Below are 25,274 nucleotides of genomic sequence, written 5' to 3'. Positions count from 1 at the left end.
AACCAGAAGGACTTTCAGCATGAGCACAATCGCGATCCTCGGAAACGGCCGTGTCGGCGGCGGTCTGGCCACCGCCTTCGCCAAGGCCGGGCACACCGTGACGGTGGCGGACAGCTCGCCGGGCGCTGCCGCCGACGCTGTCCGCACGGCGCAGATCGTCATCAACGCCACGCCGGGCGACAGTTCGTTGCAGCGGCTCGCGGCACTGCGCGAGCAACTGCGCGGCAAGATCCTCGTCGACGTCTCCAACGCCACCATCGACGGACCGGACGGACTGCCCGCCGATCTGCTCTACCCCGGCGCGAGCCTCGCCGAGCAACTCCAGCAGGCGCTGCCCGAGACGCACGTGGTCAAAACGCTCAACACCATGCTGTACTCGGTGATGACCGCACCCGCCACCCTCACCCAGCCGCCGACCGTCTTCCTGTCCGGTGCGGACGCTGACGCCAAGCAGGTCGTCCGAGGCTTGCTCGAGGACCTCGGCTGGCACCCGGAGTGGATCACCGACCTCGGTGGCATCGAGACCGCACGAGCCGCCGAAGCCGCGATCCTGTTCGTACCGCACGTAATTCGATCCACCGGATTCGCGCCCTTCGCGATCTCGATCGCTCGCTGACACCATCGGCCCGTCATGGGTGATCGTTCTCAGGTAGCGCACGCGCTACCCGAGAACGGGCGCGCGGGGTAGGGTCCAGCGCCGAATCAGCGATGAAGCTCGAAGCATGATGAAGCATTCACCGATCGCGGATATTCACCCCGCCTCCGCTCGAACCATCCATCCTGGAGCGGCGGCAGCCGCGGAGCCGTCGGCGTTGCGTCGCCGTGGTGTGATGTGGTTCTTGTTCGTGGCGTTCGCGGGGGCGTGGTTGCCGTGGCTGGGTGTGCATTTGGCGGGTGGATCACTGGATGATCCGCTGACCCAACTCGCCACCGCCGCGTTTGTTCCGGCACTGGCGGCGTGTGTGGTTAGGCAATGGATCACTCGTCAGGGATTCGCGAACTCCGGTCTGCGGCTTGATCTTCGGGAGACATGGCGACACGTGCTGATGGCGGTGACGCTGCCGTGGGGTGCGCTGGCCGTGGCGGTGGGCGTGGCGATCACCGTGGGATGGTCACCGGCCGATCTGGATATGGACGGTGCGGCCTGGTTGTATCTGCTCGCCGGTCCGCTGATCTGTGTTGTGATGGCTCCCTTCTTCTGGGGCGAAGAGTATGGCTGGACCGCGTATCTGCGTGATCGGCTGGTCCCGGGACGGCCGGTGGCGACGACATTTCTGACCGGACTGATCTGGGGGGTCTGGCACTGGCCGCTCCCGTGGGTGGGGTACTTCGGCGGCGGCACCGGCGTTCTGGACGCGGTGTGGGCCATGCTGCTGTGGTTGCCGCTGAGTGTCCTGCTCGAGTTCATCATCGGATGGTTGTGGTCCGAGACGCGATCGGTGTGGCCCGGAGCGATGCTGCACGCGGGTAGCAATTTCATTGTCTCGCAGGGCCTGCACCTGATCGTCGGTGATTCGTTCGGTGTCAATGCGGCGATGTTGTTGCTGTGCGCCGGACTGACCCCGTTTGTTATCGCGATCATTGCCGGCGGGCACACTGGTCGAGTGACCAATGGACAGCGCTATATGGACCGGGGTCACCGATCGTGACCGCTCCCGCACGCGATGGGATCGCTTCGGTGGGTGCTGCCATGCTCACCGGACCGCGCTACCTGCTCACGGCCTGGCCGGTGCGGGCGGTCATTGGCAACATTCTCGCGACAGTCGTCGCGGCGGTGCTCGCGGTCGCGCTGATCCCGCTTCTGCTCCTGGGCATCACAGGAAACCTTCGGACCGCGATCTGGACGCCGGTGATGGAGTTGGAAGCGGCACGCCTGGCGCTGATCGACCCCGAGATGTCCGACCGTGTGCGTCACGATGCGCGTGCCGCCGCCGCCCGGGGCACGCTTCCCGCGCTGCGTCACCTCGCCTACATCACGCTCCTGACGGTTCTGATCGGTCCCGCCGCGTTCTGCGTGACCGTACTCATGCTGGGCCTGGACACAGTGCTGATCGGCGCTCCGTGGCTGCTCGATGACAGGCCGATCAGCGTGCTGTGGTGGCATATCGAGACGCCGTCGCAAGCGTGGATCGCGATGGCCATCGGCGTTCTCGCCGTGGCACTTACGGCCTATCTGCACGGCCTGCTCGCCGCCGCCGGTTCAGGATTGGCAGGGCTCACGGTCGCCGGAGATTCCGAACTGCGGCGCGAGGTGGTTCGGCTCACCGATTCGCGCGCGGCACTTCTCGAGGCTGTCGAGCAGGAACGCCGCCGGATCGAGGCCGAACTGCACGACCGCGTCCAGCATCGGCTGGTCGCCCTCGCGGTAACCCTCGGGCTCGCCGAAGCCACCCATGGTGATGACGACACCGGCAAGCTGGCATCGCTGGCTCACCAGCAGCTCGACGCCGCGCAGGCTGAACTACGCGCGGTCATCCTCGGCGTTCAGCCGCGCGCACTCAGCGAGCACGGCTTGGCCGCCGCGGTCGCCGATCTGGTCGGGCACTACCCACTACCCGTGCACGTCGACCTCCGGAACACGCAGTCCCCCAGTCGATTACCTGCTGCGATCGAGCAGATCGGCTACCTCGTGATCACCGAGTCGCTGACCAACATCATGAAGCACTCCGGCGCTCATACGGCCACCATCTCCGCCGAACGCACCCGTTCCGCGTGGCGCTTGACCATCGCTGACGATGGCCGAGGCGGCGCCGAATCGGTGCCGGGCCACGGTCTCGACTCGCTGGGCAGCCAGGTCGCGGCGGTCGACGGCACGCTTACAATTACCAGCCCACCCGGAGGACGGACCGAAATAACCATGCGATGCCCACTGCCGAACTAACCTCCGCCGGATTGCGAATCGTTCTGGCGGAAGACAGTCCGCTCCTACGAGCCGGAATCGCCGCCGTCGTCGAAACCGACGGGCACACCGTGTGCGCCGCGGTAGCGACCGGAACCGGCCTTCTCGACGCCACCGAAGCGCACAATCCGGACCTTGTCATCACGGATGTCCGCATGCCCCCGACCCATACGGATGAAGGAATCCGTGCTGCCTTGCAACTGCGGACAATTCGGCCCGAGCTGCCGGTGCTCATCCTGTCCCAGTACACGACGGTCGCCTCCCTGGATCAGCTCATCGACAAGAACGCTCGAACCGGTCAGGGCGGCCTCGGGTACATCCTCAAGGACCGGGTCGCTCACGTACGCCACTTCCTGGACACCATGAACGCCATCGCGCACGGTGCGACCGTGATCGACCCCGACGTCATCACCGCGCTCATCGGAAAGTCACGACACCAGGGGGCGTTGTCAGCTCTGTCGCCGCGCGAACAACAGGTGCTCGCCCTCATCGCGCAGGGAATGACCAACAACCAGATCGCCCGAGAACTCGTCGTCTCCGAGGCCGCGGTCCGCAAACACGTCGGAAGCATCTTCGCGAAACTCCCGCTCGACGGATCCGGAGACCGCCGAGTCCTCGCGACAATCGCATACCTCAACAGCCGCCAATGAATGGTTACGCATGACCAACCTCGTCGACATCCGGTAGGAACGCGGACCATCTCCCGGTGCGTGGCCCGCACAATCCGCTGGCGGACTGATTGCCGTCGCGTAACTCGATGAGCGAGATCGTGCCCGAACGGGGACCGCTCTGGGAAGAGCGGCCCCCGATGACGGCAAGGAGAACCCGTCATGGGGATCCGGCATGCGGTTGCGTGACCCCCGGTTTAACAGTAGCCAGAAATATGCCAGCGGCACACCCATGTGGGGGTTTGTGGCACTGGTGGTCGGTCATTGCGCACGTGAGGTCACCGAGCATCGAGAACGGTGGGGTGCGAGACCTCTTGCCCCGTATGGCAGGATCGGGCGGGTGCCGGGCGGAAACCCGGCGGGGAGATTCAACGGGGGAGTTCATGAAGCGTTCTGTTCTATTCGCGTGTGCGGTGGCGGGTGTCGTCGCTGCGGTATCCGGCTGCGGCTCACAGTCTTCGGGGTCGACGACGCCGGTGACCACCAGCGTCACGGTGCCGACGACGACACCCGATCGCGCTGCCGGCTTGGGCATTGCCTCCAAGACCGCATGCTCGGCGTTCTTGGCCAAGAGTCAATCCGAGAAAGAGGCGCTGCTCGAGCAGATCGCCGCCGAGAATCCCGGCTGGCATCGGTCCAGCGACGGTGAGCTCGGCGTCGTTTGGGCGGAAATGAACTGTAAAGGCAAGGGCGAGCAAGCAATTGGTGTCGCCCTGGATGTCAATCCGTCGACCGAGGTGCACGCCGACCACGTCGCCGATATGACCTGTCACGACTTTCTGATCCAGGACACCGACGACGACACCGGTATCGCGTTGATGCAGAAGCTGGCTGCGGAAAAGCCGGGCATCGGCGCTGTCGGCCCGTTCGGGACGCTGATCGAAGTCCGTCTCGAGTGCAAGAAGCCGGGCGCGGACAACAAACCGCTGTCCGCGGTCGCGAAATAGACGATCAAGGGAGACATGGCATGGGCGCGTTGGTAGCGCGAAAGGCCGCCGCATTGCTCGCCGTAGCGGCGGTATTCGGCATTGTGGGGTTCTGCATCGGGATCAAGACACTCGCCAGCTCCGAGGTCAAATGCAACGGAATCGTCATGCACGACGGCGGAAAACCGTGCGGCACAGCAGGACTCGATCGCGATGCCAAACGCGATGAGGATGTCGACAAGGCGTGGAAGGCAGTCGCCGCCGGACTGGGCGCGACCGTAGTGTGTGGTGGCGCCGCAATATCGTTGGCGGTCTACTCGATTCGCCGCGACCGACAGCCGACGCACTGATCGGTCCGTACTTCGCTCGGATGACATTTTGCCGACCGCCGGGGCCGAGGCTCACCGGCGGCCGGTCGAATGTCACCGCGCGCTGCTCCGTGCGGCGGGTGTGAGCGCTCGATCCGCCAGGCAGGAGAGCAGTCCACGCGTGAGTTCGGCACGGTCGAGATCGCGGCCGATGAAGACCACCTTGCCGGTGCGGTCCTGGTCGAGCCACGGGGTCGAGGGGCGGAGTTCGAATACCTCGTGCACGCCCTGCAATACGAAGCGGCGCGGGTCCTGCTCGACCGCGAACAACCCTTTCATGCGGTAGACCTCGGCACCGTGATCGCGCAGGTGCGCGGTCAGCCACTCCTGTAGTGCATGCTGGTCGAGGGCTCCGTCCAGCTCGATGCCGACCGAGGTGAGGGTCGGATCGTGTTGGTGCCCATCATCTTCGAGCCAGTGCGGATCGCCCGCCATGGGGCGCGACAGATCAAAGGCCGCGATGCCGAGCACGTCGGCCAGGTCCACGTCCGCGTAGCGAGAGGCGATGATGTCGGCGGTGGCGTTGATCGCCCGCACTTCGCGTTCGACCGCCGCCAGCTCGGGGGCGTCGACCAGATCGACCTTGTTGATCACGATGCGGTCGGCGAAGGCGATCTGGTCGACCACCGTGGATCCCAGTCCGTCGTGGCCGGTTTCGGCGAGGTGGCCGCGAATGTGCTTGGCGTCCACCAGCGTGACGATGGCGTCCAGGGTGAAGTTCGCGGTGATCTCCTCATCGACGAAGAAGGTCTGCGCCACCGGATTGGGGTCGGCGAGCCCGCTGGTCTCGATGAGGATGCGATCGAAGCGGTCGCTGCGTTCGAGCAGCGAGCGCAGGATCTCGATCAGATCGGTGCGTGCGGTGCAGCACAGGCAGCATCCGTTGCTCATCTCGATGATCTTCTCGTCGGCGTTGAGCACGAGATCGTTGTCGATCGGGATCTCCCCGAACTCGTTCTCTATCACCGCGATTCGATGCCCGTGCTGGGCGGTCAGAATGTGATTGACCAGCGTCGTCTTACCGGATCCGAGGAATCCGGTCAGGACCGTCACCGGGATCTTGTTGTGCTCAGCCATGATTCGCTCCTGTCATGAGGGTGGTGAGGAGGGCGCGCGCACGAGACATCGCTTCGTCGGATATCTCGATGCGCCTGCCCTCGAATTCGGGTCCGCGGGTGGCGTCCAAGCCCATGCGCGAGGTGGTGCCGTCACTGGTGGAGGACGGATCCAGCGGCGATCCGGGCAACCCGTCCACGGTGAGAATGTCGCGGTGCGGCTGGAAATGCGTGGCCAGCGCCCACAGCACCGCCGCGTCATCGGTGAGGTCGATATCGCTGTCGACCGCGATGACGGTCTTGAGGTACGGATCCCAGCCCAGCAATCCGAGCATGATCTGCCGGGCCTGCCCCGGACGGGACTGGCGCACCGCCACATAGCAGTGGAAGTGCGTGCCCGAGGTCGGATAGTGCACCGCGGTCACATCCGGAAAGCGGGCCTTGAGTTTCTCCGCCATCTCCGATTCCCGCGGCACGCGAGCGAGATTCAGATGTTCGGCGGTATTGCCGCCCTCGACGTCGAACAGCATCGGCTGCCGTCGCCGCAGGATGGTCTCGACCCGCAGCACGTTGTTGGTGGAGCGGTTGGACGAGTAGCCGGAGAACTCGCCGAACGGTCCCTCCTGCGCGTGCGCGGCGGGATCGATCACGCCCTCCAGGACGAAATCCGACCACGCCGGAACGCCGATACCGTAGGCGGGGGTCGCCACCACATCCAGCGGTTCGCCGAACAGACCGCCCGCGACCGCCCGCTCATCGACGTCGTACCCCACCCGCGCGGACGCGGCGAGCATGAACAGCGGATGCCCGCCGATCACCATGGCTACCGGCATCGGCTCATCGCGTTCGGCATAGCGTGCCAGCATGCGCCACAGGTCGCCCCGCGAATGCAGGCTGGTCGCCAACTCGGTCGGCGAGTGCACCATGGCCCGGTGGTAACTCATATTGCCCACGCCGGTGTCCGGATCGGTGGCCACGATCACGCCGCTGGTGATGTACGGCGCGCGGTCGGAGGCGAAGTGGCGCAACATCGGTAGCGAACCCAGGTCCACCTCCGCGCCCGAGCGGACATCCTCGAGGATCGGCCCGGAATCGACGTACCGGGGTGGCACCGGCGCGGCCGCGCGTGCGGCGAAGGTCTCATGCAGCTGCTCCGGACGCGTTCCCAACATGCGCGCGATACGGGTGCGGGAGGCGAACATATTGCTCACCACCGGCACCTCGATGCCATTCACCTTGCGGCACAACAGCATTTCCTCGCGGCCGCGCGCGGCGAGTTCGTAGATCAATCCCGTGACGCCCTGATCGGCGGCCACGACATCATCGATCACCAGCACGTCCTCGGGATACTCGGCCCGGTATCGGTCGACGAAGGCGTGCGAATCCTGGTGTGGGGTAAGGGCTTCATAGATCATCGGGCGGCTCCGGTCAGTCGGTCGGCGGGCAGCGGACCCTGCCAGCGGGGAAACAGGTCGTGCTCGATGCCGAACTGGTCGAGGATCTTCCCGCTCAGATGCGCGAGCAACTCCTCGATCGAATCGGGCCGCTGATAGAACGCGGGCACCGGAGGCAGGACGATCGCTCCGGCCTCGGTCACGGCGGTCATGTTGCGCAAATGCACCAGACTCAAAGGGGTTTCGCGGGTCACCAGCACCAGGCGGCGGCGCTCCTTGAGACAGACATCAGCCGCTCGGCCCAGCAGATCATCGGAGTAGCCGTGCGCGATGCCCGCCAGCGTCTTCATCGAACACGGCACCACCACCATCCCCATGGTGAGAAATGACCCCGAGGCGATGGGCGCGGCGATATCGCCGCGCTGATGCGTCACGTCGGCGAGTGCGCCGAGCTCCTCCGGCCGCAGACCTGTTTCGAGTTCGAGGGTGCGATGGGCCGCCCGCGAAATCACCAAATGTGTTTCCACGACCTGCAATCGGCGCAATGCGGTAAGCAGATGGATTGCCAGCTGGGGTGCGCTCGCACCGGTGACGCCTACGATGAGTCGTGGCTTGGCGGGGGCGAATCCGCCATTACGATATTCAGCAGACATGACGATCTTTCTCGGGGGAATGGAAGAGCGCGTTGAGCCCGATCGCGAGGATGGTTCCCGTCGCGACGCCGCTCTTGCAGAACATTTCGGCGAAATCGGGTAGCTGCCTGTAGAAGTTCGGCGCGAACGCGGGCACCAGCCCGACCGCCAGCGACAGCATGACGATGGTCAGATTGGCGGATCGGTCGAAATCCACCCGCGACAGAATCTGGATACCGGAGACGGTGAGCGCGCCGAAGGTCACGATGGCGGCCGCGCCGATCACCGGTTCCGGAATGGCCGCGGCCACCCGCCCGATCGGCTGGAACACTCCGAACAGAATCAACAGCACACCGACCACGACCACCGGATAGCGGCTGCGCACCTTGGTCAGCGCGATGAGGCCGATGTTCTGACCGAATGTGGTGTACAGGAACCCATTACAGAATCCGCTGCACAGCGTCATCAGCCCGTCCACGCGCAGCAGCCGCGCGATATCGTCGGGCCCCACCGGCTTGCCGACCACCTCTCCGACCGCGAGCCCCTGCCCCGAACCCTCGACCATCAGCACGAACACGATCACCAGAAACAGCAGGATCGACGGAATATCGAAGCGCAGCGCGCCGAAATGCATCGGGCCGATGATTCCGATGACGGGTCCGTGTGCGACCTGGGAGAGCGAACCGATCCCGACCGACCAGCCGATGATCGCGCCGACCACCAGCGCCAGCAGGATCGACAACTGTCCGAGCAGTCCCCGAAACAGCCGCCGGAACACCACCATCAACGCCACGGTGCCCGCCGCGAGACCGATATGGCTGAGCCGCCCGTAGTCGCGCGAGCCCGGATCGGAACCGGCGATGAGCCGGATGCCGACCGGAATGAGGGTCAGCCCGATCAGGGTGATCACCGTGCCGGTCACCACGGCGGGAAACAGTCGCAGAAACAGGCTGAAGTACGGTGCGGCCAGCACCCAGATCAGCCCAGCGATCAACAGCGAACCGTAAACCGTTGGTAGTCCGTGACTTTGGCCGACCAAGACCATCGGCACGATCCCGCTGGAGGCGGCTCCCACCACCAGTGGCATGCGAATGCCGAACTTCCACACCCCCGCCGCCTGGATGAGCGTGCCCACTCCGGCGAGGATCAGGTCGATGCTGATCAAGTCCGCGATCTGCGAGCCGGTCAGGCCGAGTGCGGCGCCGACGACAATGGGGACCACGACCGCACCCGCGTACATCACCAGGGTGTGCTGCAGGCCGAGTAATACCATGTGCCAGAACGGTGGTCGCTGATCTACCGCGTGGATTTCGCCGCTGGTCTCCGCTGTATCCCGTTCGGGTACATCGCGTTCGGGCTGTTCCAGTGCCATGACGTGCTCAGATCGCCGGTCGCGGGTGGGCTTGAACGGATCCGTCCACCGCCGGACGCGCATCGGTGGACACCTCCGCGGCGGTGTCGTCGTGCGCATCGGTGCCGGTGTCGTCGTGCGAACTCGTTGGAATGGCTTCGCGCACAGTATGTTCCGCGTCCTGCGAACCTTCCCCGCCAACCCCGTTGAGCAGCAGGTTCAGCAGAAACGCCGCGATACCCCCGGCCGCGATTCCGCTCGACAGCACGGTCTGCATGGGCACCGGCAAATGGCTGTAGAAATCGGGCGCGCCCACCGGCATGAGTCCGAAACCGAAGGCGATGGCGACGATCAGATGATTGCGTGGCCGACTGAAATCCGCTGCGAGCATGAACTTCACACCGATCGCGCCGAGGGTGCCGAACATGACTATCCCGATACCGCCGAGCACCGGCCCCGGCAGCGAGGCGACCACCGCACCGAGCTTGGGCATCAATCCGATGATCACCAGGATCACCCCCGCCCCGGCGACGACATAGCGGCTCATCACCCGGGTGATGCTGACCAATCCGACGTTCCCGCCGAAGGTGACGAAGGTGAAGGAGCTGAACACCCCGGCCAGCGCCGTGCCGAGTCCATCGGCGCGCAATGCCCGGGCGATATCACGCGGTCCGAGCTCACGTCCCACGATCTCCCCGGTGGCGAAGGTATCGCCGGTCGACTCGACCATATTCACCACCTGCACCACCAGCATGGGCAGGATGGCGGCCACCACGAAGACCGGCGCACCGAACGAAAAGGGATGTGCCAGACCGAAAATCGGCGCGGCGGAGGTGGCGGAGAAGTCGGTGAGACCCAGTGGCCACGCCGCCAGCGTGCCCACCGCGAGCGCGATGAGAATGGCGAAGCGGCCGACGGCGGGGCGGGCGAGCCGTTCGATCACCACGACGAGCACCACGGTGCCGAGTGCGAGCAGAAGTCGTTTGGGCGCACCGTGATCCGCGGCCGTCATCGGCCCCGAGATCAGTCGCGAGGTCGACGGCAGCAGCGAGAATCCGATGATCGCGATGGTCGTACCGGTCACGATGGGCGGAAAGTAGCGCGCCAATTTGGCGAACCACGGTGCGACGATCCAGGTGAGAATGCCGACCACGATGGTCGCCCCGAAGACTGCGGGCAGTCCGGCGTTATTGCCGACGATGATGGCCGGGGTGATGCCGGTGAAGGTGGAACCCATCACAATGGGCAGTCGCACACCGACATTGAAGATCCCGATCGTCTGCAGCAGTGTCGCGACACCGCTGACCAGAACGTTCGCGGTGACCAGCGTGGTGACCTGGGCGGGGGACAGACCCAGGCCCGCACCGATGACCAGCGGCACGGTGACCATGCCGGAGTAGGCGACGATCACGTGTTGCAGGGCGAGGGGGATCAGGTGCCGGATCGGCGGGACGGTGTCGACGGGATGGCGGGGTGCGGTGGACCGGTTGCGTTTGAGGGGGAAACGGGTATTCATGGGTGACTCCTGGACGAGCGGTGCGACGCGGGGGACGGCGTCGAAAGAGGTTGGGCGGCAAACACTCAGCGCGATAGCGGCTGACGTAGTGCTTGCATGCCGGCCCGCGCGACCAGTTGCTGTGCCCGCTCCCGGGCCTCGTCGATGGCCGCGTCCTCGTCGATGAGCAGGCAGCGGCCGTGCTGATAGACGATGCGGCCGCCGACGATGGTGACCTCCACATCCGCACCGCGCGCGGAGTAGACCAGCGAACTCACCGGATTGTGGACCGGCTGAATATGCGGCCGGTCGAGGCCGACGACGATGATGTCGGCGAGCTTTCCGGGTGCGAGTACGCCGGCATCGATTCCGGCGTACTTCGCGCCCTCGCGGGTGGCCAGTTCGAGTGCTTCCTCGGCGCGGCACGCGGTGGGGTCCCCGGTGGCGAGCCGCTGCGCGTAGACCGTGAGTTTCATTGCCTCGAACAGGTCTTGGCGATGTCCGCAGCTGGGCCCGTCACTGCCCAGGGCGACGGTGGCACCGAGCGCACGCAGGTCGCGCAGCCGTAGCGTGCCCGACGCGAGATAGGCGTTGGAGGAAGGATTGTGGGCGATCTTGGCACCCGCGATCGCGACCTGTTCGATCTCCTCGGCGTCGAGCCAGATGGCGTGTGCGAGCGTCGCGCGCTCGTCGAGCAGTCCGGCCTTGGCCAGCCATTGCACCGGCCGCACCCCGTAGGCGTCGAGGTAGCTGGTGGGATCACCGCTGCTCTCACAGCAGTGGGTGTGCCAGTGGGTGTCGAATTCGGTGGCCAGGTCCACACACCCGCGCACCACCCGCTGGTCCACATAGGCGAGATTGAGTGCGGCGGGCCAGATTTCGACCATCGAACCGCGCGGCCGCTGCTGCATGGCCTCGCGCGTCATGGCCACTTCGCTGGCGGTGTCGTAGCGGAACAAGCCGTCTGGCTGCCCGCGCCGAGCCGCGATCTCGGTGCGATCACCGAGCATGCCGCGCGCCACCGCACCGCGCAGTCCGGCCTGTTCCATGACCTGCGCGACCGCCATCGTTGTCGTTAGATCACTTGGCGCGTAATGGTTTTCGATGATCGTGGTGGTGCCCGCGCGCAGTGCCTCCACCACGCCGAGCCGCGCGGCCGCTATCGCGTCCTGCGAGGACATCGCGATCGAGTAGGGCCACATGAACTCGCACAGCCACGGCACGATGGACATGCCTTCGCCGAGTCCGCGGGCCAGGGCCTGGGCCAGATGGTTGTGCCCGTCGACCAGGCCGGGCAGTACCGCTTTGCCGCGGCAGTCGATCACCGAATCGGTTCGCCAGTCGGCGAATTCGTGGTCCGGGCCGACCGCGACGATGCGTGATCCGCGGACCGCGACGGTCGCGTGTTCGTGGATGGTGCGGGCGTCGTCGACCGTGATCACGGTCCCGCCGGTCAGGAGTAGGTCGCAATGGGGGGTGGTTGGAGGGGTCATAGCCGCCTGTGCCTTCCCTGGCGGCGCGGCTGTACCGAGCCGGGCCGCCTCAATCCGTGGCGTGGGAGCTGTACTCCCACCAGAACGCGGAGTTCTGGTGTGCGCCGAACGGTTTAACCCAAGTCGGGAGGTCACCGGCAATGCCGTCCGGTTTCGTTGTACCGGAGGCACATACATGTAAACCGGGCGCAAAGTCATTTGTCAACGGCGAATTTTGACCAAGATCACACCTTCGTCGCGAGATGCCATGTGCTGAACTGGCTTTATGCGAAAGCCATGCGATCACGGATTACATGTAATCCGTTGACGCGCTCGCCGTAGCTGTGGTCCACTCGTGCTATCGAGCCCGCCGGTCGGGCCAGGCTCGACCACCGTGGGAGGCGGTGGCCCGAAGGTGCGTGTGATTCGCGGCCGGGGATCTCATCCCGACCTGATCAGGAGAAATCATTGTGATCATCGATACCCACGTACATCCGACCAACCTCGTGGACGAAGCGTGGCGTCACACCGGTGAACCATTCACCGGTGAACGCGTGCTGAAGATGATGGACGGCCCGTTCTGGATCAACGGAAAACCCCGCCGGGTCGACGTCAGTTGCATTATGCCGCCGCCGGGCAATACGGCCTGGCGGGAAGGCAATCGCAGTGGCCGTGAAGGCATTCGCGATTACCAGGCCTATATCACCCGGCTGGTGCAGGAGTATCCGGACCGCTTCGTCGGAAACTTCATCTACAACCCGCGATTCGGCCCGGAGAACGGCGCCGCCGAGCTGGCCTTCCATGTGCGCGAGCACGGCTACAAGATGATGAAACTGCACGCGAACATGCACTCCTACCGCCCGGACCGGGCGCTGGACTGGCTGCGCCCGGCCCTGCGGGTCTGCGACGAACTGGGCGTGACCGTGCTGATTCACACCGGCGACGGCCCGTATTCCATTCCCACCCAGTTCTATCCGATCATCCGCGAGTTCCCGAATGTGAACTTCATTCTGGGGCACTTCGGGGTGCAGACCGGTGGCGTCTACTGTTTCGAGGCGTTCTGGATGATTCAGGATTCGAAGAACGTCATCGGTGAATCCGGATGGCTGCTGCAATCTCGCATCGTGGAATTCGCGAAGGAGATGAAGAAGAGCAAGATGGTCTTCGGCACCGATTCCCCGCCCAACGAACCCGGTATGTGGGCACGGGAACTCGAGGTGCTGTGCCACGAGCCGCCGCAGGGCCTGAACCTGTCCGAGGACGACCTCGAGGGGTATCTCGGAAACAATATGGCCAAACTGCTCGGACTGGCTCCGACACCGCCGCCGAAGGATCAGGCCGAGGCGGAGGCGTATCTGCGCGGTGAGGTGCCGCAGGCCTCGGCCGCCAATACCCACGCCGACCACTACAGCGGGTACACCCCGTCGGCGTGGGCGGAAGAGGCAGCGCTCGGCTGAGATTCAGCGCTTCACCCCGGCGACCCGGCACCCTCGCGTGCCGGGTCGCCGGACGCGCTGGAGGCGTCCGCGCCGGACAGCGAGGGCTTGCGCCGGCGCGGTGCGTCCGGGGTCGTCTCATCGCGGAACTTGGCCTGCGAGAGCCGGATTCGCAGCCGGGAGATATGCCGCCGCGCCGCCGCCTCGGCCAATTCCGGATCACCCGTTGCCATGGCGGCCACGACCTCCGCGTGCTCGTCCAGGGCCAGCCGTGGTGCGTCGGCATTGCGCCACAGCGAATGCAGGGCGATGTGCGAGCGCCCGGCGATCGGCTCCAATGCCGCGTTCAGATGCGGATTTCCCGCCACCTCGCGCACCAGCCGATGGAACCGCACATCCAATTCGATATGGGTGGCCTGGTCCGCACCGGCGGTCAGCGCGCGCTCATGCTCGGCGACCGTGTCCCGCAGCGCGATCAGCCCCGCGCCGTCCAGGCGCTCGGTGGCAAGGCGAGCGGCCAAGCCCTCCAGCACTTCCCGCACCACATACAGTTCCCGCAGGTCGTTCAGGTCGACCTGACTGACCTGAGCGCCGCGGTGCGGTGCGTGCACCGCCAGCCCCTCGTAGATCAGTCGCTGCACCGCCTCGCGCACCGGGGTCCGGCTCACCTCGAGCTGGCGGGCCAGTTCGGGCACGCTCAATGCCGTTCCGGGGGTGAGTTGATTGCGGAAGATGGCGGTCTTGAGCGCCTCGTAGGTGCTCTCGGTGAGCGACGCGGTGGCGGAAATGGCCGCCAGGTCAGGCGAATCCGTCATCACGGCGGCCTTTCTTCGATGCGGTCGGCATATTACATGCAATCATAAGGACCGCCGGTATAGACTGCCCCGAGGGGTCCGGTAGGGATGCACCGCAGGCTGTGGTGGGTGAGTTTTCACGGGGATGGACCGGAACCTTCCGCTCGATTTTCCGGCGTCCAGTACGCCGCACAGCCGCAGGAGCCAGGTCAATGCCCGAAATTATTGGCACACAACCCATCCCGACCGCCCACAGCGGAACACCCACGCTGGTGCGCGAAGCTCGGACCAGCGCCGGTCTCGGAGTCGGGGCCAGTGCCCGGCGTCCGGACGGATTGCTCAAGGTGACCGGCGAATTCGCGTACTCCTCCGATCTATGGATGGAGGGCATGGTGTGGGGGAGTACGGTCCGCAGCCCACACGCCTCGGCGCGTATCCGGTCCATCGATGTGAGTGCGGCGCTGGCGGTCGAGGGTGTCTGCGCCGTGCTGACCCACGAGGACGTGCCCGGCGCGAAGACGTACGGAATGAAGATCGCCGACCAGCCGGTGCTGGCCATGGACCGGGTGCGCTATCAGGGTGAGCCGGTGGCGCTGGTGGCTGCGGACCATCCCGAAACCGCCCGGCGGGCAGCGAAATTGGTGATCGTCGAGTACGAGGAGTTGACCCCGCTCACCGATCCCGAACGCGCGCTGGACCCGGACGCCTCCCCGATTCACGACGGCTCGAACCTGGTGCGGCACGTGAAGATTCGGCACGGCGATATGGAAAAGACCCGTGCTGAAGCCGAAGTCGTCGTCACCGGCGACTACGAGGTCCGCATGCAGGACCAGGCTTTCCTCGGACCCGAATCCGGCCTGGCCGTGCCCAGCCCCGACGGCGGCGTGGAACTGTACGTGTCCTCCCAATGGCTGCACAAGGATCTCGAACAGCTCGCACCGTGCCTGGCCCTGCCGCCGGAGCAGGTGCGCCTGACCATGGCGGGGGTGGGCGGAGCCTTCGGCGGGCGCGAGGATCTCTCGGTGCATGTGCACGCCTGCATGCTCGCCTTGCGACTCGGCAAACCGGTGAAGATGGTCTACAACCGGTACGAATCCTTCTTCGGGCATGTGCACCGGCATCCGGCGAAGATGTACTACGAGCACGGTGCGACGCGCGAGGGCAAGCTCGTCTACGTCAAGGCGCGCCTGGTGCTCGACGGTGGCGCGTATACCTCGACCTCGCCGGTGGTGATCGCGAACGCCTCGTATTTCGTCGCCGGTGCGTACGAGGTCCCGCATGCGGAAATCGATGGCCTCGCGGTGTACAGCAATAACCCGCCCTGCGGCGCCATGCGCGGTTTCGGTGCGGTCCAGTCGGCGTACGCGTGCGAATCCAATATGGACAAGCTCGCCCGCGCGCTGGACATGGATCCGCTCGAGCTGCGCCTGAAGAACGCCATGGTGACCGGTACCGTGCTGCCCACCGGGCAGCCGATCGACGGTCCCGCGCCGGTGCGGGAACTGCTGGAATCGCTGCGGGACCGCCCGCTCCCGCCCGCGGAGACGAGCTGGGATGTGCGGCTACTGCCCGGCGGCGTCGGCAATGTGACCCACGGCGAAGGAATTCGGCGCGGCATCGGCTACGCGGTGGGCGTCAAGGCGATCGGCTACTCCGGTGGGGTCGACGACTATTCGACCGCCCGGGTGACGCTGTCGGTCGCCGCCGGGGAGCCGGTGGTGTCCATCCACACCGCGGCCGCGGAATGCGGTCAGGGCATCACCACCGTCCAATCCCAGATCGCCACAACGGAATTGGGAGTGACCAATGTGGTGGTGCTGCCCGCCGACACCCAAATCGGTGATGCCGGTTCCGCGTCGGCGTCCCGCATGACCTGGATGTCCAGCGGTGCGGTGCAGGGTGCGTGCAAGCAGATCGCGGCCGAGGTGCTTCGGCGCGCGGCCGCCGCGTCCGGGCGCGGTGCGTCCGGACTTGCGCTGCGGGACAACGTCATCGCCGATGTGCTGACGGGGGCGACGGTGGCGACCATCGCCGACACGGTCGGTGCGGACACCCTCGAGCGGATCTTCGAATACCATCATCGCCCGACCGAGGGGATCGATCCCGAAACCGGCCAGGGCAATGCGCACATCGCCTTCGCCTTCTGCGCACACCGTGCCGTGGTCGATGTCGATGTGGACCTTGGTTTGGTGCGGGTGGTGGAGCTGGCCGCGGCGCAGGATGTCGGCAAGGCGATGAATCCGATGGCCGTCGAGGGCCAGATCGAGGGCGGCAGCGCACAGGGGCTCGGGCTCGCGTTGATGGAGGAGATTCTCCTGGATGATCAAGGGCGGGTGCGCAATCCGTCGTTCACCGATTATCTGATCCCCACCATTGCCGATGTGCCGTCGATGCCGATCACGCTGTTCGAATTCCCGCATCCGGACGCGCCCTACGGTCTCAACGGTGTCGGTGAACCGCCGACGCTGTCCTCCACCCCGGCCATTCTGAACGCGCTGCGGGATGCGACGGGTTTGGATCTGCCTCGGGTTCCGGTGCGACCGGAGGATATTGCGCTGGGCGTGCCCGCTCAGCTCAGCGACAGCGCCAGATAGAAGTCGACTCGGTCTTCGAAGCGGGACAGGTCGCGACCGGTGAGCTCCTCGATGCGCGCGATGCGGTAGCGCAGCGTATTCACATGGACGAACATCAGATTCGCGCACCTGGCCCAGGACCCGGACTCATCGAGGAATGTCCGCAGGGTGAGCACCAGATCGGCGTGATGCTCGCGGTCATAGGTGAGCAGCGGTTCCAGCAGGCGCGTGCGGAATTTGCGGCCGATCAGCTCGGGAACGCCCGCGAGCAGCATTGTCCTGGTGGCCAATTCGTGCTGACCGATGATGCAGCTCACCGCCGCGCGGGCGGCCAACCCGCAGGCATAGCGGGCTTCCTCGACCGCGGCGCGCAATCCGGTCCGATCCGTCTCCGCGCTGATACCGACGCAGATCCGATCCTCGCCCAGCCCGGGCGCCAGGGCGGTGACGGCGCGGCGGATATCGGCGTCGACCTCGCCAGCCGGAATCAATGCGATTGCGGTGCCGTCGATTACGCCCGCGACCGCGTGCTGGCCGTCGAGCAGGTCGATCAACAATGCCAGTGTGTGGTCCTCGCGCAGGGTGCCTGCGGTCAGGGCGACCGCGACGTAGCTGCCGCCCGGGCGCAGGCCGGTCAGCTCCAATGCCGAAATGAGCTGTCCGGGTTCGGTATCGGCCACGATCAGTTGGATGAGTCGCTGCGCGACCCTGTTCTCCGCGCCGAGCCGCTCGTCCTGGCGGTCGCGCTCGGAGGCGACCAGTGCGCACAATTCACCTGCCAGAGCGCGCCTTTCAGCGGACCAGTCACTGAGATCGGCCGCGAACACCAGCAGCCAGTCCAGCACCCGAGGTGTGTGCTTTTCGTCGGCGGCCACGATCGAATAGCTGATCTCGTCCTCCCGCAATACCACCGGAAAGCTGCGCGCAGTGAGGAAGGCGGCCGCCGCACCGTGCGGGGGCGGCTGCGGTCCGGCCACGACGCGTCCGGTCGCGGACATGATCCAGCAGCGGATTCCGAGGTCGCGGTGCAGCAGATCCAGTACTGGAGTCAGTCCGTTGCCCGCGATATGGCGGCGGTGCCGATCCAGCATGGCGGTCAAACCCCCGGCATGGCCGGTGGAGAGCTCGCGGTTGAGCTGTTCGACCACGACCGAGAAGCTCACCCGCTCCGGCACGCGCAGCAGCGGTACCCCATGCCTGCGGCACGCGCGCACCACATCGTCCGGAATCCCGCCGTATCGGGCCTGGCCCGCCAGCATGCCCGTGACCCCGGCCGTGGCCAACGCGTGCACGAAGGTGTCGCTGTCCGACGGTTCGTGTCGCCAATGCATTCCGGTGACGACCAGCTCGCCGCCGGACAGGTAGCGGCTCGGATCGATCAGGTCGGTGGTGACCACCCAGCGCACTTCGCGATCGAGATCCGCCTCGCCGGTGACCAATTCGAACCCCAGGTCAGAGAAGGTGAGAACGGATCGCAAACGCATACATCACGCTAACAGCTCGATCGTGAATGCATGACAGAACGGGATAGGTTGTGGTGGAACATGATTCGAGGTTTCAGCGGTCGGTGACAGCCGGGTGCGCCAAGATCGGCGCCGACCGCGCCGACGGTGCCGAACACCGAGGTGACGGCGGCGCGGCGACAGGATCCCGCGTCGGCGCGGTGGCATTCGCCATGGTGCGCAGCAGATCCGCCGCAACACTGACCGCGATGATCGCCGGTTCCTTACCGGTGATCTCCGGCAACCCGATCGGGGTCTTGATGCGGGCGAGCGCCTCCGGTGCGTGCTTGCCCTCGGTGATGAGCCGATGCCGGAATCGGGACCATTTCGCGGAGGATCCGATCAGACCTATGGAGCCGAGTTGATCACGACGCAGCGCCGCGTCGCAGAGCGCGGCGTCCTCGGCGTGATCGTGGGTCATGATCAGCACATGCGTACCGGGCGGGAGCTGGGCGAGGATCTCCTCCGGCAGTAGCGGTGTGTGATGTACGTGCACCCGCGCCACCGCATCGGAGAGCACCCCAAGTCGTTCCGGCTCGAGCATGTCCGGGCGGGAATCGATCAGGTGCAGGTCCAGATCGTGGCGGGCCAGAATGCGCGCCAATTCCAAGCCGACATGGCCGATTCCGAAGATGGCCACCGCGGGCACCACCGTCAGCGGTTCCAACAGGATGGTGACCTCGCCGCCACAGCATTGCACGCCGTGCCGGTTCAGCACCTTGTCGTTGAGGGCGAATTCCATCAGTTCGGGCTCCGGATCATCGGTGCGGCACAGCAGTTCGCGGGCGCGATCGACGGCGACGGCCTCGACATTGCCGCCGCCGATCGAACCCCACGTCCGTTCGACGCCGACAACGAGTTTCGCGCCGGGTCGCCGGGGTGCGTGACCGCGCACGGCGGCCACGGTGACCAGCACACCGGGTTCGCGGCGGTCGCGCAGGTGCGCGACCGCCGTTACCCACGTCATCTCAGACACCGGCCCGGCTCGCGTCGGCGGTGAGTTCGCCGTCGCCTTCGGCCTTGGCGGTTGGTTCGCCCCTGCCGTTGCCGTTGCTGTTGGGGTCGTCTTTGCCGTTGGCGGCGGTCCCGTTGCGGGCCGCTTCGACTGCCCAGTACACCGCCTCGGGGGTGGCCGGGGCGGCGAGTTCGACGCTCGCACCCGCGGGGCCGAATGCCGCCGCGGCCTGGCGCAGCGCCTCGCGCACCGAGAACGCGAGCATGAAAGGCGGTTCGCCGACGGCCTTTCCGCCGAATACCGCGCCCTCTTCGGTGGCGTTCGCCAGCAGCGTCACGTTGAAGGTCTCGGGCATCTCGGAGAAGCTCGGCAGCTTGTAGGTGCTGGCCGCCTGCGTCAGCAGCCGTCCCTGTCCGGGTCCGGCCGTGGTGTCCCAGCGCGGATCCTCGAGGGTGAGCCAGCCCGCGCCCTGCACGAATCCGCCCTCGACCTGGCCGATATCGATGAGCGGGGAGAGACTGTCGCCGACATCGTGCACGATATCGACGCGGCGGATGCGGTACGCGCCGGTGAAGCCGTCGACCTCCACCTCGGTGGCCGCCGCACCGTAGGCGAAGTATTTGAACGGCGAACCGTGCATGGTCGCCGAATCCCAGTGCAGGCCCTCGGTGCGGTAGAAACCGGTCGCGGACAACTGAACTCGTCGCCAGTAGGCGCTGTTCACCAGGTCGTCCCAGTCGATGCCGGTCTCGCCCGCGTCGGCTGCCTCACCGTCCTCAACTCTCTTACCCGCTTCGCCCGCGTCGGCCGCCTCGCCCGCCGCGAATGGCCGAGCCACCCCGTCGACGATCCGCACCTGGGCGGGCTCGAGTCCGAATCGCGACGCGGCGACTTCCACCAGCCGCCCGCGCAGTTGCTCGCACGCGTCCTTCACCGCCGCGCCATTGAGATCCGCGCCGGAGCTGGCGGCCGTCGCGGATGTGTTGGGCACCTTGTCCGTTCGAGTGGGCGCGAGCCGAACCTTGTGCAGCGGAATGCCGAGCGTGGTCGCGGCCACCTGCAACATTTTGGTGTGCAGGCCCTGACCCATCTCGGTGCCGCCGTGGTTGATCAGTACCGAGCCGTCCTTGTAGATCAGCACCAGCGCACCGGCCTGATTGAACGCGGTCAGGTTGAAGGAGATACCGAACTTCACACCGGTGAGCGCGAGTCCCCGTTTGGTATGGGGGTGCGCGGCGTTGAATGCCGCGATCTCGCGCTGCCGCTCGCGAACATCGCCGTTCTCGATCACCTGATCCCAGGTCGCGGCAATGCGTTCGGGATGGCGCACCGGCTGGCCGTACGGGGTGTGCTGTCCCGCCCGATAGAAGTTGCGCTGCCGCAACTCCAATGGATCCAGACCCAGCAGGGGAGCGCAGCGTCCGAGAATGTCCTCCATGACGATCATGCCCTGCGGGCCGCCGAAACCGCGGAAGGCGGTATTGGAGGTCTTGTTCGTCTTGGCGATGCGACCGCCTATGCGCGCGTTGGGAATCCAGTAGATGTTGTCGATATGGCAGAGCGCGCGGGCCAGCACCGGTTCGGACAGATCCAGGCTCCAGCCGCCGTCGGCGGTCAGCGTGGCATCGAGCGCGAGCAGATGCCCGTCGGCGTCGAAGCCGACGCGCCACGCGGCGTGGAAGCCATGCCGTTTACCGGACATGGTCATATCCTGAGTTCGGTTGAGCCGCACTCGAACCGGCCGTCCGGTGAGCCGCGCGCCCAATGCGGCGACGGCCGCGAAACCGTGCGGTTGCATCTCCTTACCGCCGAAACCGCCACCCATGCGCAGACATTGCACGGTCACCTCGGAACTGCGCAGTCCGAGCACATGCGCCACGATCTCCTGGGTCTCGGACGGATGCTGGGTGCTGCTCTGCACGAACACCTGCCCGCCCTCGTCGATATGGGCAAGTGCCGCATGGGTTTCCAGGTAGAAGTGCTCCTGATCGGCGAACTGGAATTCGCCGCTGAACACGTGCGCGGACGCGGCGAATCCGGCCTCGGTGTCCCCGGTTCGCACCACCGGCCGCGCGCCCTGGAAGCTGTCGGCCGCCACCGCCTCGGCGATGGTGATGAGGGCGGGCAGGGGATCGAGATCGACCTCGACGGCCGCCGCGCCGCGTCGGGCGGCCTCCAGCGTCTCACCGAGTACCCAGCACACCGCGTGCCCGTAGAAGCAGATCTCATCGGTGGGGAACAGCGGCTCGTCGTGCTTGACGCCCGCGTCGTTGACGCCGGGGACATCTGCTGCGGTGAGGACCCGGATCACGCCCGGGACGGTCAGCGCGGGTTCGGTGCGCAGTGCGCGGATGCGCGCGTGCGCCCGCATGACCTGTACCGGATACGCGTGCAGCACATCCTTGGTCCGATACACCAGATCGTCTGTGTAGAGCGCTGTTCCGGTGACGTGCAGTGCGGCGGCCTCGTGCGGTATGGCCGCGCCGACGCTCGGATTCTCGGGTCGCTGTGACAGCGTGCTCATGACGGCACCGCCTCGGTGGATTCGGCGAACAGTTTGCGCAGGCTCTGACCGAGCATCGCGGTGCGGTAGTTCGCGCTGGCGCGGTGATCGTCCTGCGGGGTGCCCTCGGTGCACAGCACCCGCGCCGCGGCGGTCACGGTCGCTTCGGTCCACGGCTGATCGGTAAGCGCCGCTTCGGTTTTCAGCGCACGCAACGGTGTCGCGGCCACTCCGCCGAGGCCGATGCGTGCGGTGCGGACCACGCCGTCGTCGATATCGAGGGCGAAAGCGACCGCGACACTGGAGATATCGTCGAAGCGCCGTTTGGCGATCTTATGGAAAGCAGTCAGCGGTGACAGCGGCAGCGGGATGCGGATACCGCGGATCAACTCGTCCGGTCGCCGGAGTGTCTGCCGGTAGCCGGTGAAGTAATCAGCCAGTGCCACTTCACGTTCGGCGTCCGAATCGACCAATACCAGGGTCGCGTTCAAGGCCAGCAGCACCGGCGGGGCGTCGCCGATCGGCGACCCGGTGCCCAGATTGCCGCCCAGGGTGGCGCTGTTGCGGATGAGCCGGGAGGCGAACTGCGGGAACAGCGCCGCGAGCAGCGGGACCCGCCCCGCCAGGCGGCGTTCGATTTCGGTGAGCGTGAGCGCGGCTCCGATATCGATGTGATCGGATTCGATACGCAGACCACGTAGTTCGGGTAGTCGGTCGACCGCGAGCACGTATTCCGCACGGCGCGCACGGATATTGACCTCCACACCCCAGTCGGTGCATCCCGCCACGACCACCGCCTCCGGATGTTCGCGCAGCAGCCGCAGGGCCTCGGTCAGATTCGCCGGGCGCACGAAGGTGTTTCCGTGCTCGTGCAGCACGGTCGGGACGGGCTCCGGGGACGGTTCGGTGCGGCGATGCGCGAGCGGGTCGTCGGCAGCGGGTGTGCCAACGGCGTATGCGGCGTCGCGAATGGGCCGGTAACCGGTACAGCGGCACAGGTTTCCGCTCAGCGCGTGCAGGTCGAAACCGTTCGGCCCATGCTCACCGTGCCCGTCGCAGGACTCGGGCGTCCGGTCGGGCCGGTAATACTCCGCGGCCATACTGCAGACGAATCCCGGAGTGCAATAACCACATTGGGATCCACCGCGCACCGCCATCTCGCGCTGCACCGGATGCGGTGCGGACACCGATCCGAGCCCCTCCGCGGTGACGACCTCCTGACCGTCGAGGGCCGCCGCGGGAATCAGGCACGCATTGACCGCGACCCACTCGGTGAGCTCGGCGACACCCGGCCGGGCAACCAGCACCGAGCACGCACCACATTCCCCCTCCGCACAGCCCTCTTTGGCTCCGGTGAGCCCGCGATCACGCAGAAAATCCAACAGGCTGGTGTGCGCTGTCGCAGCCGAAAGCGATGCGCCGACACCGTTGATGATGATGTGTGCGGCTACCATCTCACGCCGCCCCTGCCGTACCCGGACGTGTGCATATCTGGATTCGCCATTCTAGGCCGCTTTCTATTTCGAGTGCGCGATCGCGAGGCGAGCGCGAATCAGAACAGGACGAAAGCGGTTATCAGATCCCGTGCGCGACGCGACCGGGCACCCAGGCGTCCCGATGAGCAAGGCGACGAAGATCGGAACGAGCAACCATCCTCGCCTCCTCTCGGGCTTTGGCGCCGGTTATGCAGTGAAATTACGTCGGACCAGCGTGTCGGTCAACGCGAAACACCCTGTCGCCACCTGATTTATCGGGGAACTACAGACTTCGGGTTCGCCGGAAACGCTCCGGCTGGATCATCGTACGAACGTCGCCTCCGAAAGGGGCAGGTCGCGGTTGCGGCGTCCGGGTAATGCGAGCGCGGTGAGCGCACCGAGCAGTGCCAGCGCGGCTCCGACGGTCACCGCGGGCTTGAAGCCGGTCACGAACTCATCGGGGGATTCGTAGCCTCCGAATCCCGCGAATACGGCGGCGGCGATGGCGATTCCGAAGACCCCGCCCAGTTCACGCATCATGCTGTTGGCACCCGCGGCCTTGCCGATCGCCGATTGCGGGACCGCTCCCACCACCGAGCTCTGTGCGGAAGGTATTGCCAGCGAGGTCCCGATGCCCGAGAGGATCAAGGGGATGACGAGCGATTGATAAGCCATCCGCGCCTCGGCTACCGATGCGATCCACAGCATTCCGATCGCCATCGATACCAGGCCGATTCCGAGAATTGTCCGCTCGCCGAAGCGGTCGGCCAGTACGCCGGCGATGGGCGCGCAGAAGAAGAGAATCATCGTCCAGGGCAATAGTCGCAATCCCGTGGCCAGCGGGTCGTATCCCAGCACCGTTTGCAGGAATTGGGCATAGAAGAACACCGAGGTGAACAGCGCGGCGAAGGCGAGAAAGATAGCGCCGTTGCCCACCGAGAAACCTCGGGAGGTGAACAGCGCCAACGGCAGCATGGGTTCCGGACACCTCGCCTCCCACCAGCCGAAAGTGATGAGCAACGCGAGCCCGGCGATGGCGCTGACCACCACCTCGATGCTCGCCCATCCGGTGATATTGCCGCACACCAGCGCCCATACGATCCCCGTCGCCCCGCCCGTGATCAAGGCCAGGCCGGGCAGATCGAGTGCGGAGTCCGGACCGCGACTATCGGGAATCCTGGTCAGCACCAATGGAATCGCGATCAACCCGATCGGCACGTTGATCCAGAAGATCCACTGCCACGCCATGCCTTGCGCCACCGCGCCGCCGATCAGCGGACCGCATGCCGTCGCGAGTCCGGTAGCACCCTGCACGATGCCCATCGCCCTGCCACGGCCCTCCTCGGGGAAGGCCGCGCCGACCAAGGCCAGTGCCAGGCTCATGAGTAGGGCCGCGCCCGCGCCCTGCACCGCCCGGGCGGCGATCAGCATCGCCACCGAGGTCGACAGTGCGCACGCGGCTGATGCGACGGCGAAAATTCCGAGACCCAGCGCGAACATTCGGGTGCGCCCGAACCGGTCGCCGAGCGCGGCGGCGGTCATGAGAAGTACCGCGAAGCTCAGGTTGTACGCATTGACAGTCCACTCCAGCGTGTCGATCGTCGCGCCCAGGTCGCGGCGGATGGTGCTCAGCGCGGTCGCGACGACGAGCGTGTCCAGCGCCGCCATGCATGAGGCGATGGCGCCCAGCACGAGTACCCAACGCTGGGTCGCCGGGGTGGGGGAGGTATCGGACCGTGCGGCCCGGTATGGGTACTGCTTCGAACTCATGCGGGG

At 66.1% G+C, this 25,274-nt stretch carries 20 protein-coding genes; 8 read left to right on the top strand and 12 right to left on the bottom strand.

The genetic code is table 11. The features are described from left to right. Positions 1 to 19: 19 nt before the first annotated feature. The 6 genes from ACFC0O_RS21205 to ACFC0O_RS21180 all read left to right on the top strand — a co-directional run bounded on the left by ACFC0O_RS21205 (position 20) and on the right by ACFC0O_RS21180 (position 4,843). Positions 20 to 616 (top strand): NADPH-dependent F420 reductase, encoded by a 597-nt coding sequence (locus tag ACFC0O_RS21205; protein ID WP_375960319.1) that lies wholly within the window; start codon positions 20 to 22, stop codon positions 614 to 616. Positions 617 to 722: 106 nt separating this feature from the next. Then, on the top strand, positions 723 to 1,649 hold the full coding sequence (locus tag ACFC0O_RS21200) for a CPBP family intramembrane glutamic endopeptidase (protein ID WP_375960317.1): 927 nt from the start codon (positions 723 to 725) through the stop codon (positions 1,647 to 1,649). Next, entirely contained in the window at positions 1,646 to 2,881 is a 1,236-nt protein-coding gene (locus ACFC0O_RS21195) for a sensor histidine kinase (RefSeq protein WP_375960315.1), read from the top strand. Before ACFC0O_RS21200 ends, ACFC0O_RS21195 begins: the two co-directional genes overlap by 4 nt. Then, positions 2,863 to 3,549 (top strand): LuxR C-terminal-related transcriptional regulator, encoded by a 687-nt coding sequence (locus tag ACFC0O_RS21190; protein ID WP_375960313.1) that lies wholly within the window; start codon positions 2,863 to 2,865, stop codon positions 3,547 to 3,549. The genes ACFC0O_RS21195 and ACFC0O_RS21190 overlap by 19 nt, the downstream gene beginning before the upstream one ends. A gap of 401 nt (positions 3,550 to 3,950) precedes the next feature. Next, positions 3,951 to 4,514: a hypothetical protein gene (locus tag ACFC0O_RS21185; RefSeq protein ID WP_375960311.1), complete on the top strand. Its 564-nt coding sequence runs from the start codon at positions 3,951 to 3,953 to the stop codon at positions 4,512 to 4,514. A gap of 20 nt (positions 4,515 to 4,534) precedes the next feature. Next, the gene (locus ACFC0O_RS21180; RefSeq protein WP_375960309.1) at positions 4,535 to 4,843 is read left to right on the top strand and encodes a hypothetical protein; all 309 of its coding nucleotides are present in this window, start codon (positions 4,535 to 4,537) and stop codon (positions 4,841 to 4,843) included. A 72-nt stretch (positions 4,844 to 4,915) separates the two neighbouring features. Here the strand turns inward: ACFC0O_RS21180 and ACFC0O_RS21175 are convergent, their stop codons facing one another. The 6 genes from ACFC0O_RS21175 to ACFC0O_RS21150 all read right to left on the bottom strand — a co-directional run bounded on the left by ACFC0O_RS21175 (position 4,916) and on the right by ACFC0O_RS21150 (position 12,281). Next, complete coding sequence (locus ACFC0O_RS21175; RefSeq protein ID WP_375960307.1) at positions 4,916 to 5,938, bottom strand: CobW family GTP-binding protein; 1,023 nt, start codon at positions 5,936 to 5,938, stop codon at positions 4,916 to 4,918. Continuing rightward, positions 5,931 to 7,331 carry a UbiD family decarboxylase gene (locus tag ACFC0O_RS21170; protein ID WP_375960305.1) on the bottom strand — a complete coding sequence of 467 codons (1,401 nt, stop codon included), beginning with the start codon at positions 7,329 to 7,331 and terminating at the stop codon, positions 5,931 to 5,933. The genes ACFC0O_RS21175 and ACFC0O_RS21170 overlap by 8 nt, the downstream gene beginning before the upstream one ends. Beyond that, complete coding sequence (locus ACFC0O_RS21165; protein ID WP_375960303.1) at positions 7,328 to 7,963, bottom strand: UbiX family flavin prenyltransferase; 636 nt, start codon at positions 7,961 to 7,963, stop codon at positions 7,328 to 7,330. The genes ACFC0O_RS21170 and ACFC0O_RS21165 overlap by 4 nt, the downstream gene beginning before the upstream one ends. Continuing rightward, the gene (locus ACFC0O_RS21160) at positions 7,953 to 9,314 is read right to left on the bottom strand and encodes a nucleobase:cation symporter-2 family protein (protein WP_375960301.1); all 1,362 of its coding nucleotides are present in this window, start codon (positions 9,312 to 9,314) and stop codon (positions 7,953 to 7,955) included. The genes ACFC0O_RS21165 and ACFC0O_RS21160 overlap by 11 nt, the downstream gene beginning before the upstream one ends. 7 nt (positions 9,315 to 9,321) lie before the next feature. Next, a complete protein-coding gene (locus ACFC0O_RS21155; protein ID WP_375960299.1) occupies positions 9,322 to 10,809 on the bottom strand; it encodes a nucleobase:cation symporter-2 family protein in 1,488 nt (495 codons plus the stop codon). 65 nt (positions 10,810 to 10,874) lie between these two features. Further along, the gene (locus ACFC0O_RS21150) at positions 10,875 to 12,281 is read right to left on the bottom strand and encodes an amidohydrolase family protein (protein WP_375960297.1); all 1,407 of its coding nucleotides are present in this window, start codon (positions 12,279 to 12,281) and stop codon (positions 10,875 to 10,877) included. A gap of 449 nt (positions 12,282 to 12,730) precedes the next feature. Here ACFC0O_RS21150 and ACFC0O_RS21145 point away from each other — a divergent pair, with 449 nt between their 5' ends. Further along, positions 12,731 to 13,717, top strand: a complete 987-nt coding sequence (locus ACFC0O_RS21145; protein WP_375960295.1) for an amidohydrolase family protein — start codon at positions 12,731 to 12,733, stop codon at positions 13,715 to 13,717. A gap of 11 nt (positions 13,718 to 13,728) precedes the next feature. On the opposite strand, the gene ACFC0O_RS21140 is transcribed toward ACFC0O_RS21145, so the two are convergent. Continuing rightward, on the bottom strand, positions 13,729 to 14,511 hold the full coding sequence (locus ACFC0O_RS21140) for a GntR family transcriptional regulator (protein ID WP_375960293.1): 783 nt from the start codon (positions 14,509 to 14,511) through the stop codon (positions 13,729 to 13,731). Between the two features lie 191 nt (positions 14,512 to 14,702). Between ACFC0O_RS21140 and pucD the strand changes: the two genes are divergently transcribed. Continuing rightward, complete coding sequence (pucD, locus tag ACFC0O_RS21135; RefSeq protein ID WP_375960291.1) at positions 14,703 to 17,084, top strand: xanthine dehydrogenase subunit D; 2,382 nt, start codon at positions 14,703 to 14,705, stop codon at positions 17,082 to 17,084. Here the strand turns inward: pucD and ACFC0O_RS21130 are convergent. The 5 genes from ACFC0O_RS21130 to ACFC0O_RS21110 all read right to left on the bottom strand — a co-directional run bounded on the left by ACFC0O_RS21130 (position 17,060) and on the right by ACFC0O_RS21110 (position 25,268). Next, positions 17,060 to 18,547 carry a PucR family transcriptional regulator gene (locus ACFC0O_RS21130; RefSeq protein ID WP_375960289.1) on the bottom strand — a complete coding sequence of 496 codons (1,488 nt, stop codon included), beginning with the start codon at positions 18,545 to 18,547 and terminating at the stop codon, positions 17,060 to 17,062. The genes pucD and ACFC0O_RS21130 overlap by 25 nt on opposite strands. A gap of 73 nt (positions 18,548 to 18,620) precedes the next feature. Beyond that, positions 18,621 to 19,532, bottom strand: a complete 912-nt coding sequence (gene xdhC / locus ACFC0O_RS21125) for a xanthine dehydrogenase accessory protein XdhC (protein ID WP_375960287.1) — start codon at positions 19,530 to 19,532, stop codon at positions 18,621 to 18,623. Position 19,533: 1 nt separating this feature from the next. Further along, positions 19,534 to 22,044, bottom strand: coding sequence for a xanthine dehydrogenase molybdopterin binding subunit (xdhB, locus tag ACFC0O_RS21120; protein WP_375960285.1), 2,511 nt, complete (start codon positions 22,042 to 22,044; stop codon positions 19,534 to 19,536). Next, on the bottom strand, positions 22,041 to 23,477 hold the full coding sequence (locus tag ACFC0O_RS21115) for a xanthine dehydrogenase small subunit (protein WP_375960283.1): 1,437 nt from the start codon (positions 23,475 to 23,477) through the stop codon (positions 22,041 to 22,043). Before ACFC0O_RS21115 ends, xdhB begins: the two co-directional genes overlap by 4 nt. Before the next feature lie 342 nt (positions 23,478 to 23,819). Next, positions 23,820 to 25,268: an MFS transporter gene (locus ACFC0O_RS21110; protein WP_375960281.1), complete on the bottom strand. Its 1,449-nt coding sequence runs from the start codon at positions 25,266 to 25,268 to the stop codon at positions 23,820 to 23,822. Positions 25,269 to 25,274: the final 6 nt, after the last annotated feature.

Origin of the sequence: Nocardia sp. NPDC056100, assembly GCF_042266325.1 — a bacterium.
Classification (GTDB): Bacteria; Actinomycetota; Actinomycetes; order Mycobacteriales; family Mycobacteriaceae; genus Nocardia.
This window is presented reverse-complemented; position numbering and strand designations above follow the sequence as displayed.

Bases quoted from the DNA above. Each gene is read 5' to 3' on its own strand.
- ACFC0O_RS21140 (WP_375960293.1), bottom strand. From the start codon at position 14,511: ATGACGGATTCGCCTGACCTGGCGGCCATTTCCGCCACCGCGTCGCTC.
- xdhC (WP_375960287.1), bottom strand. From the start codon at position 19,532: ATGACGTGGGTAACGGCGGTCGCGCACCTGCGCGACCGCCGCGAACCC.
- ACFC0O_RS21175 (WP_375960307.1), bottom strand. From the start codon at position 5,938: ATGGCTGAGCACAACAAGATCCCGGTGACGGTCCTGACCGGATTCCTC.
- ACFC0O_RS21170 (WP_375960305.1), bottom strand. From the start codon at position 7,331: ATGATCTATGAAGCCCTTACCCCACACCAGGATTCGCACGCCTTCGTC.
- ACFC0O_RS21115 (WP_375960283.1), bottom strand. From the start codon at position 23,477: ATGGTAGCCGCACACATCATCATCAACGGTGTCGGCGCATCGCTTTCG.
- ACFC0O_RS21185 (WP_375960311.1), top strand. From the start codon at position 3,951: ATGAAGCGTTCTGTTCTATTCGCGTGTGCGGTGGCGGGTGTCGTCGCT.
- ACFC0O_RS21155 (WP_375960299.1), bottom strand. From the start codon at position 10,809: ATGAATACCCGTTTCCCCCTCAAACGCAACCGGTCCACCGCACCCCGC.
- ACFC0O_RS21165 (WP_375960303.1), bottom strand. From the start codon at position 7,963: ATGTCTGCTGAATATCGTAATGGCGGATTCGCCCCCGCCAAGCCACGA.
- ACFC0O_RS21180 (WP_375960309.1), top strand. From the start codon at position 4,535: ATGGGCGCGTTGGTAGCGCGAAAGGCCGCCGCATTGCTCGCCGTAGCG.
- ACFC0O_RS21200 (WP_375960317.1), top strand. From the start codon at position 723: ATGATGAAGCATTCACCGATCGCGGATATTCACCCCGCCTCCGCTCGA.
- ACFC0O_RS21110 (WP_375960281.1), bottom strand. From the start codon at position 25,268: ATGAGTTCGAAGCAGTACCCATACCGGGCCGCACGGTCCGATACCTCC.
- ACFC0O_RS21150 (WP_375960297.1), bottom strand. From the start codon at position 12,281: ATGACCCCTCCAACCACCCCCCATTGCGACCTACTCCTGACCGGCGGG.
- ACFC0O_RS21205 (WP_375960319.1), top strand. From the start codon at position 20: ATGAGCACAATCGCGATCCTCGGAAACGGCCGTGTCGGCGGCGGTCTG.
- ACFC0O_RS21160 (WP_375960301.1), bottom strand. From the start codon at position 9,314: ATGGCACTGGAACAGCCCGAACGCGATGTACCCGAACGGGATACAGCG.
- ACFC0O_RS21190 (WP_375960313.1), top strand. From the start codon at position 2,863: ATGCCCACTGCCGAACTAACCTCCGCCGGATTGCGAATCGTTCTGGCG.
- pucD (WP_375960291.1), top strand. From the start codon at position 14,703: ATGCCCGAAATTATTGGCACACAACCCATCCCGACCGCCCACAGCGGA.
- ACFC0O_RS21130 (WP_375960289.1), bottom strand. From the start codon at position 18,547: ATGCGTTTGCGATCCGTTCTCACCTTCTCTGACCTGGGGTTCGAATTG.
- xdhB (WP_375960285.1), bottom strand. From the start codon at position 22,044: ATGAGCACGCTGTCACAGCGACCCGAGAATCCGAGCGTCGGCGCGGCC.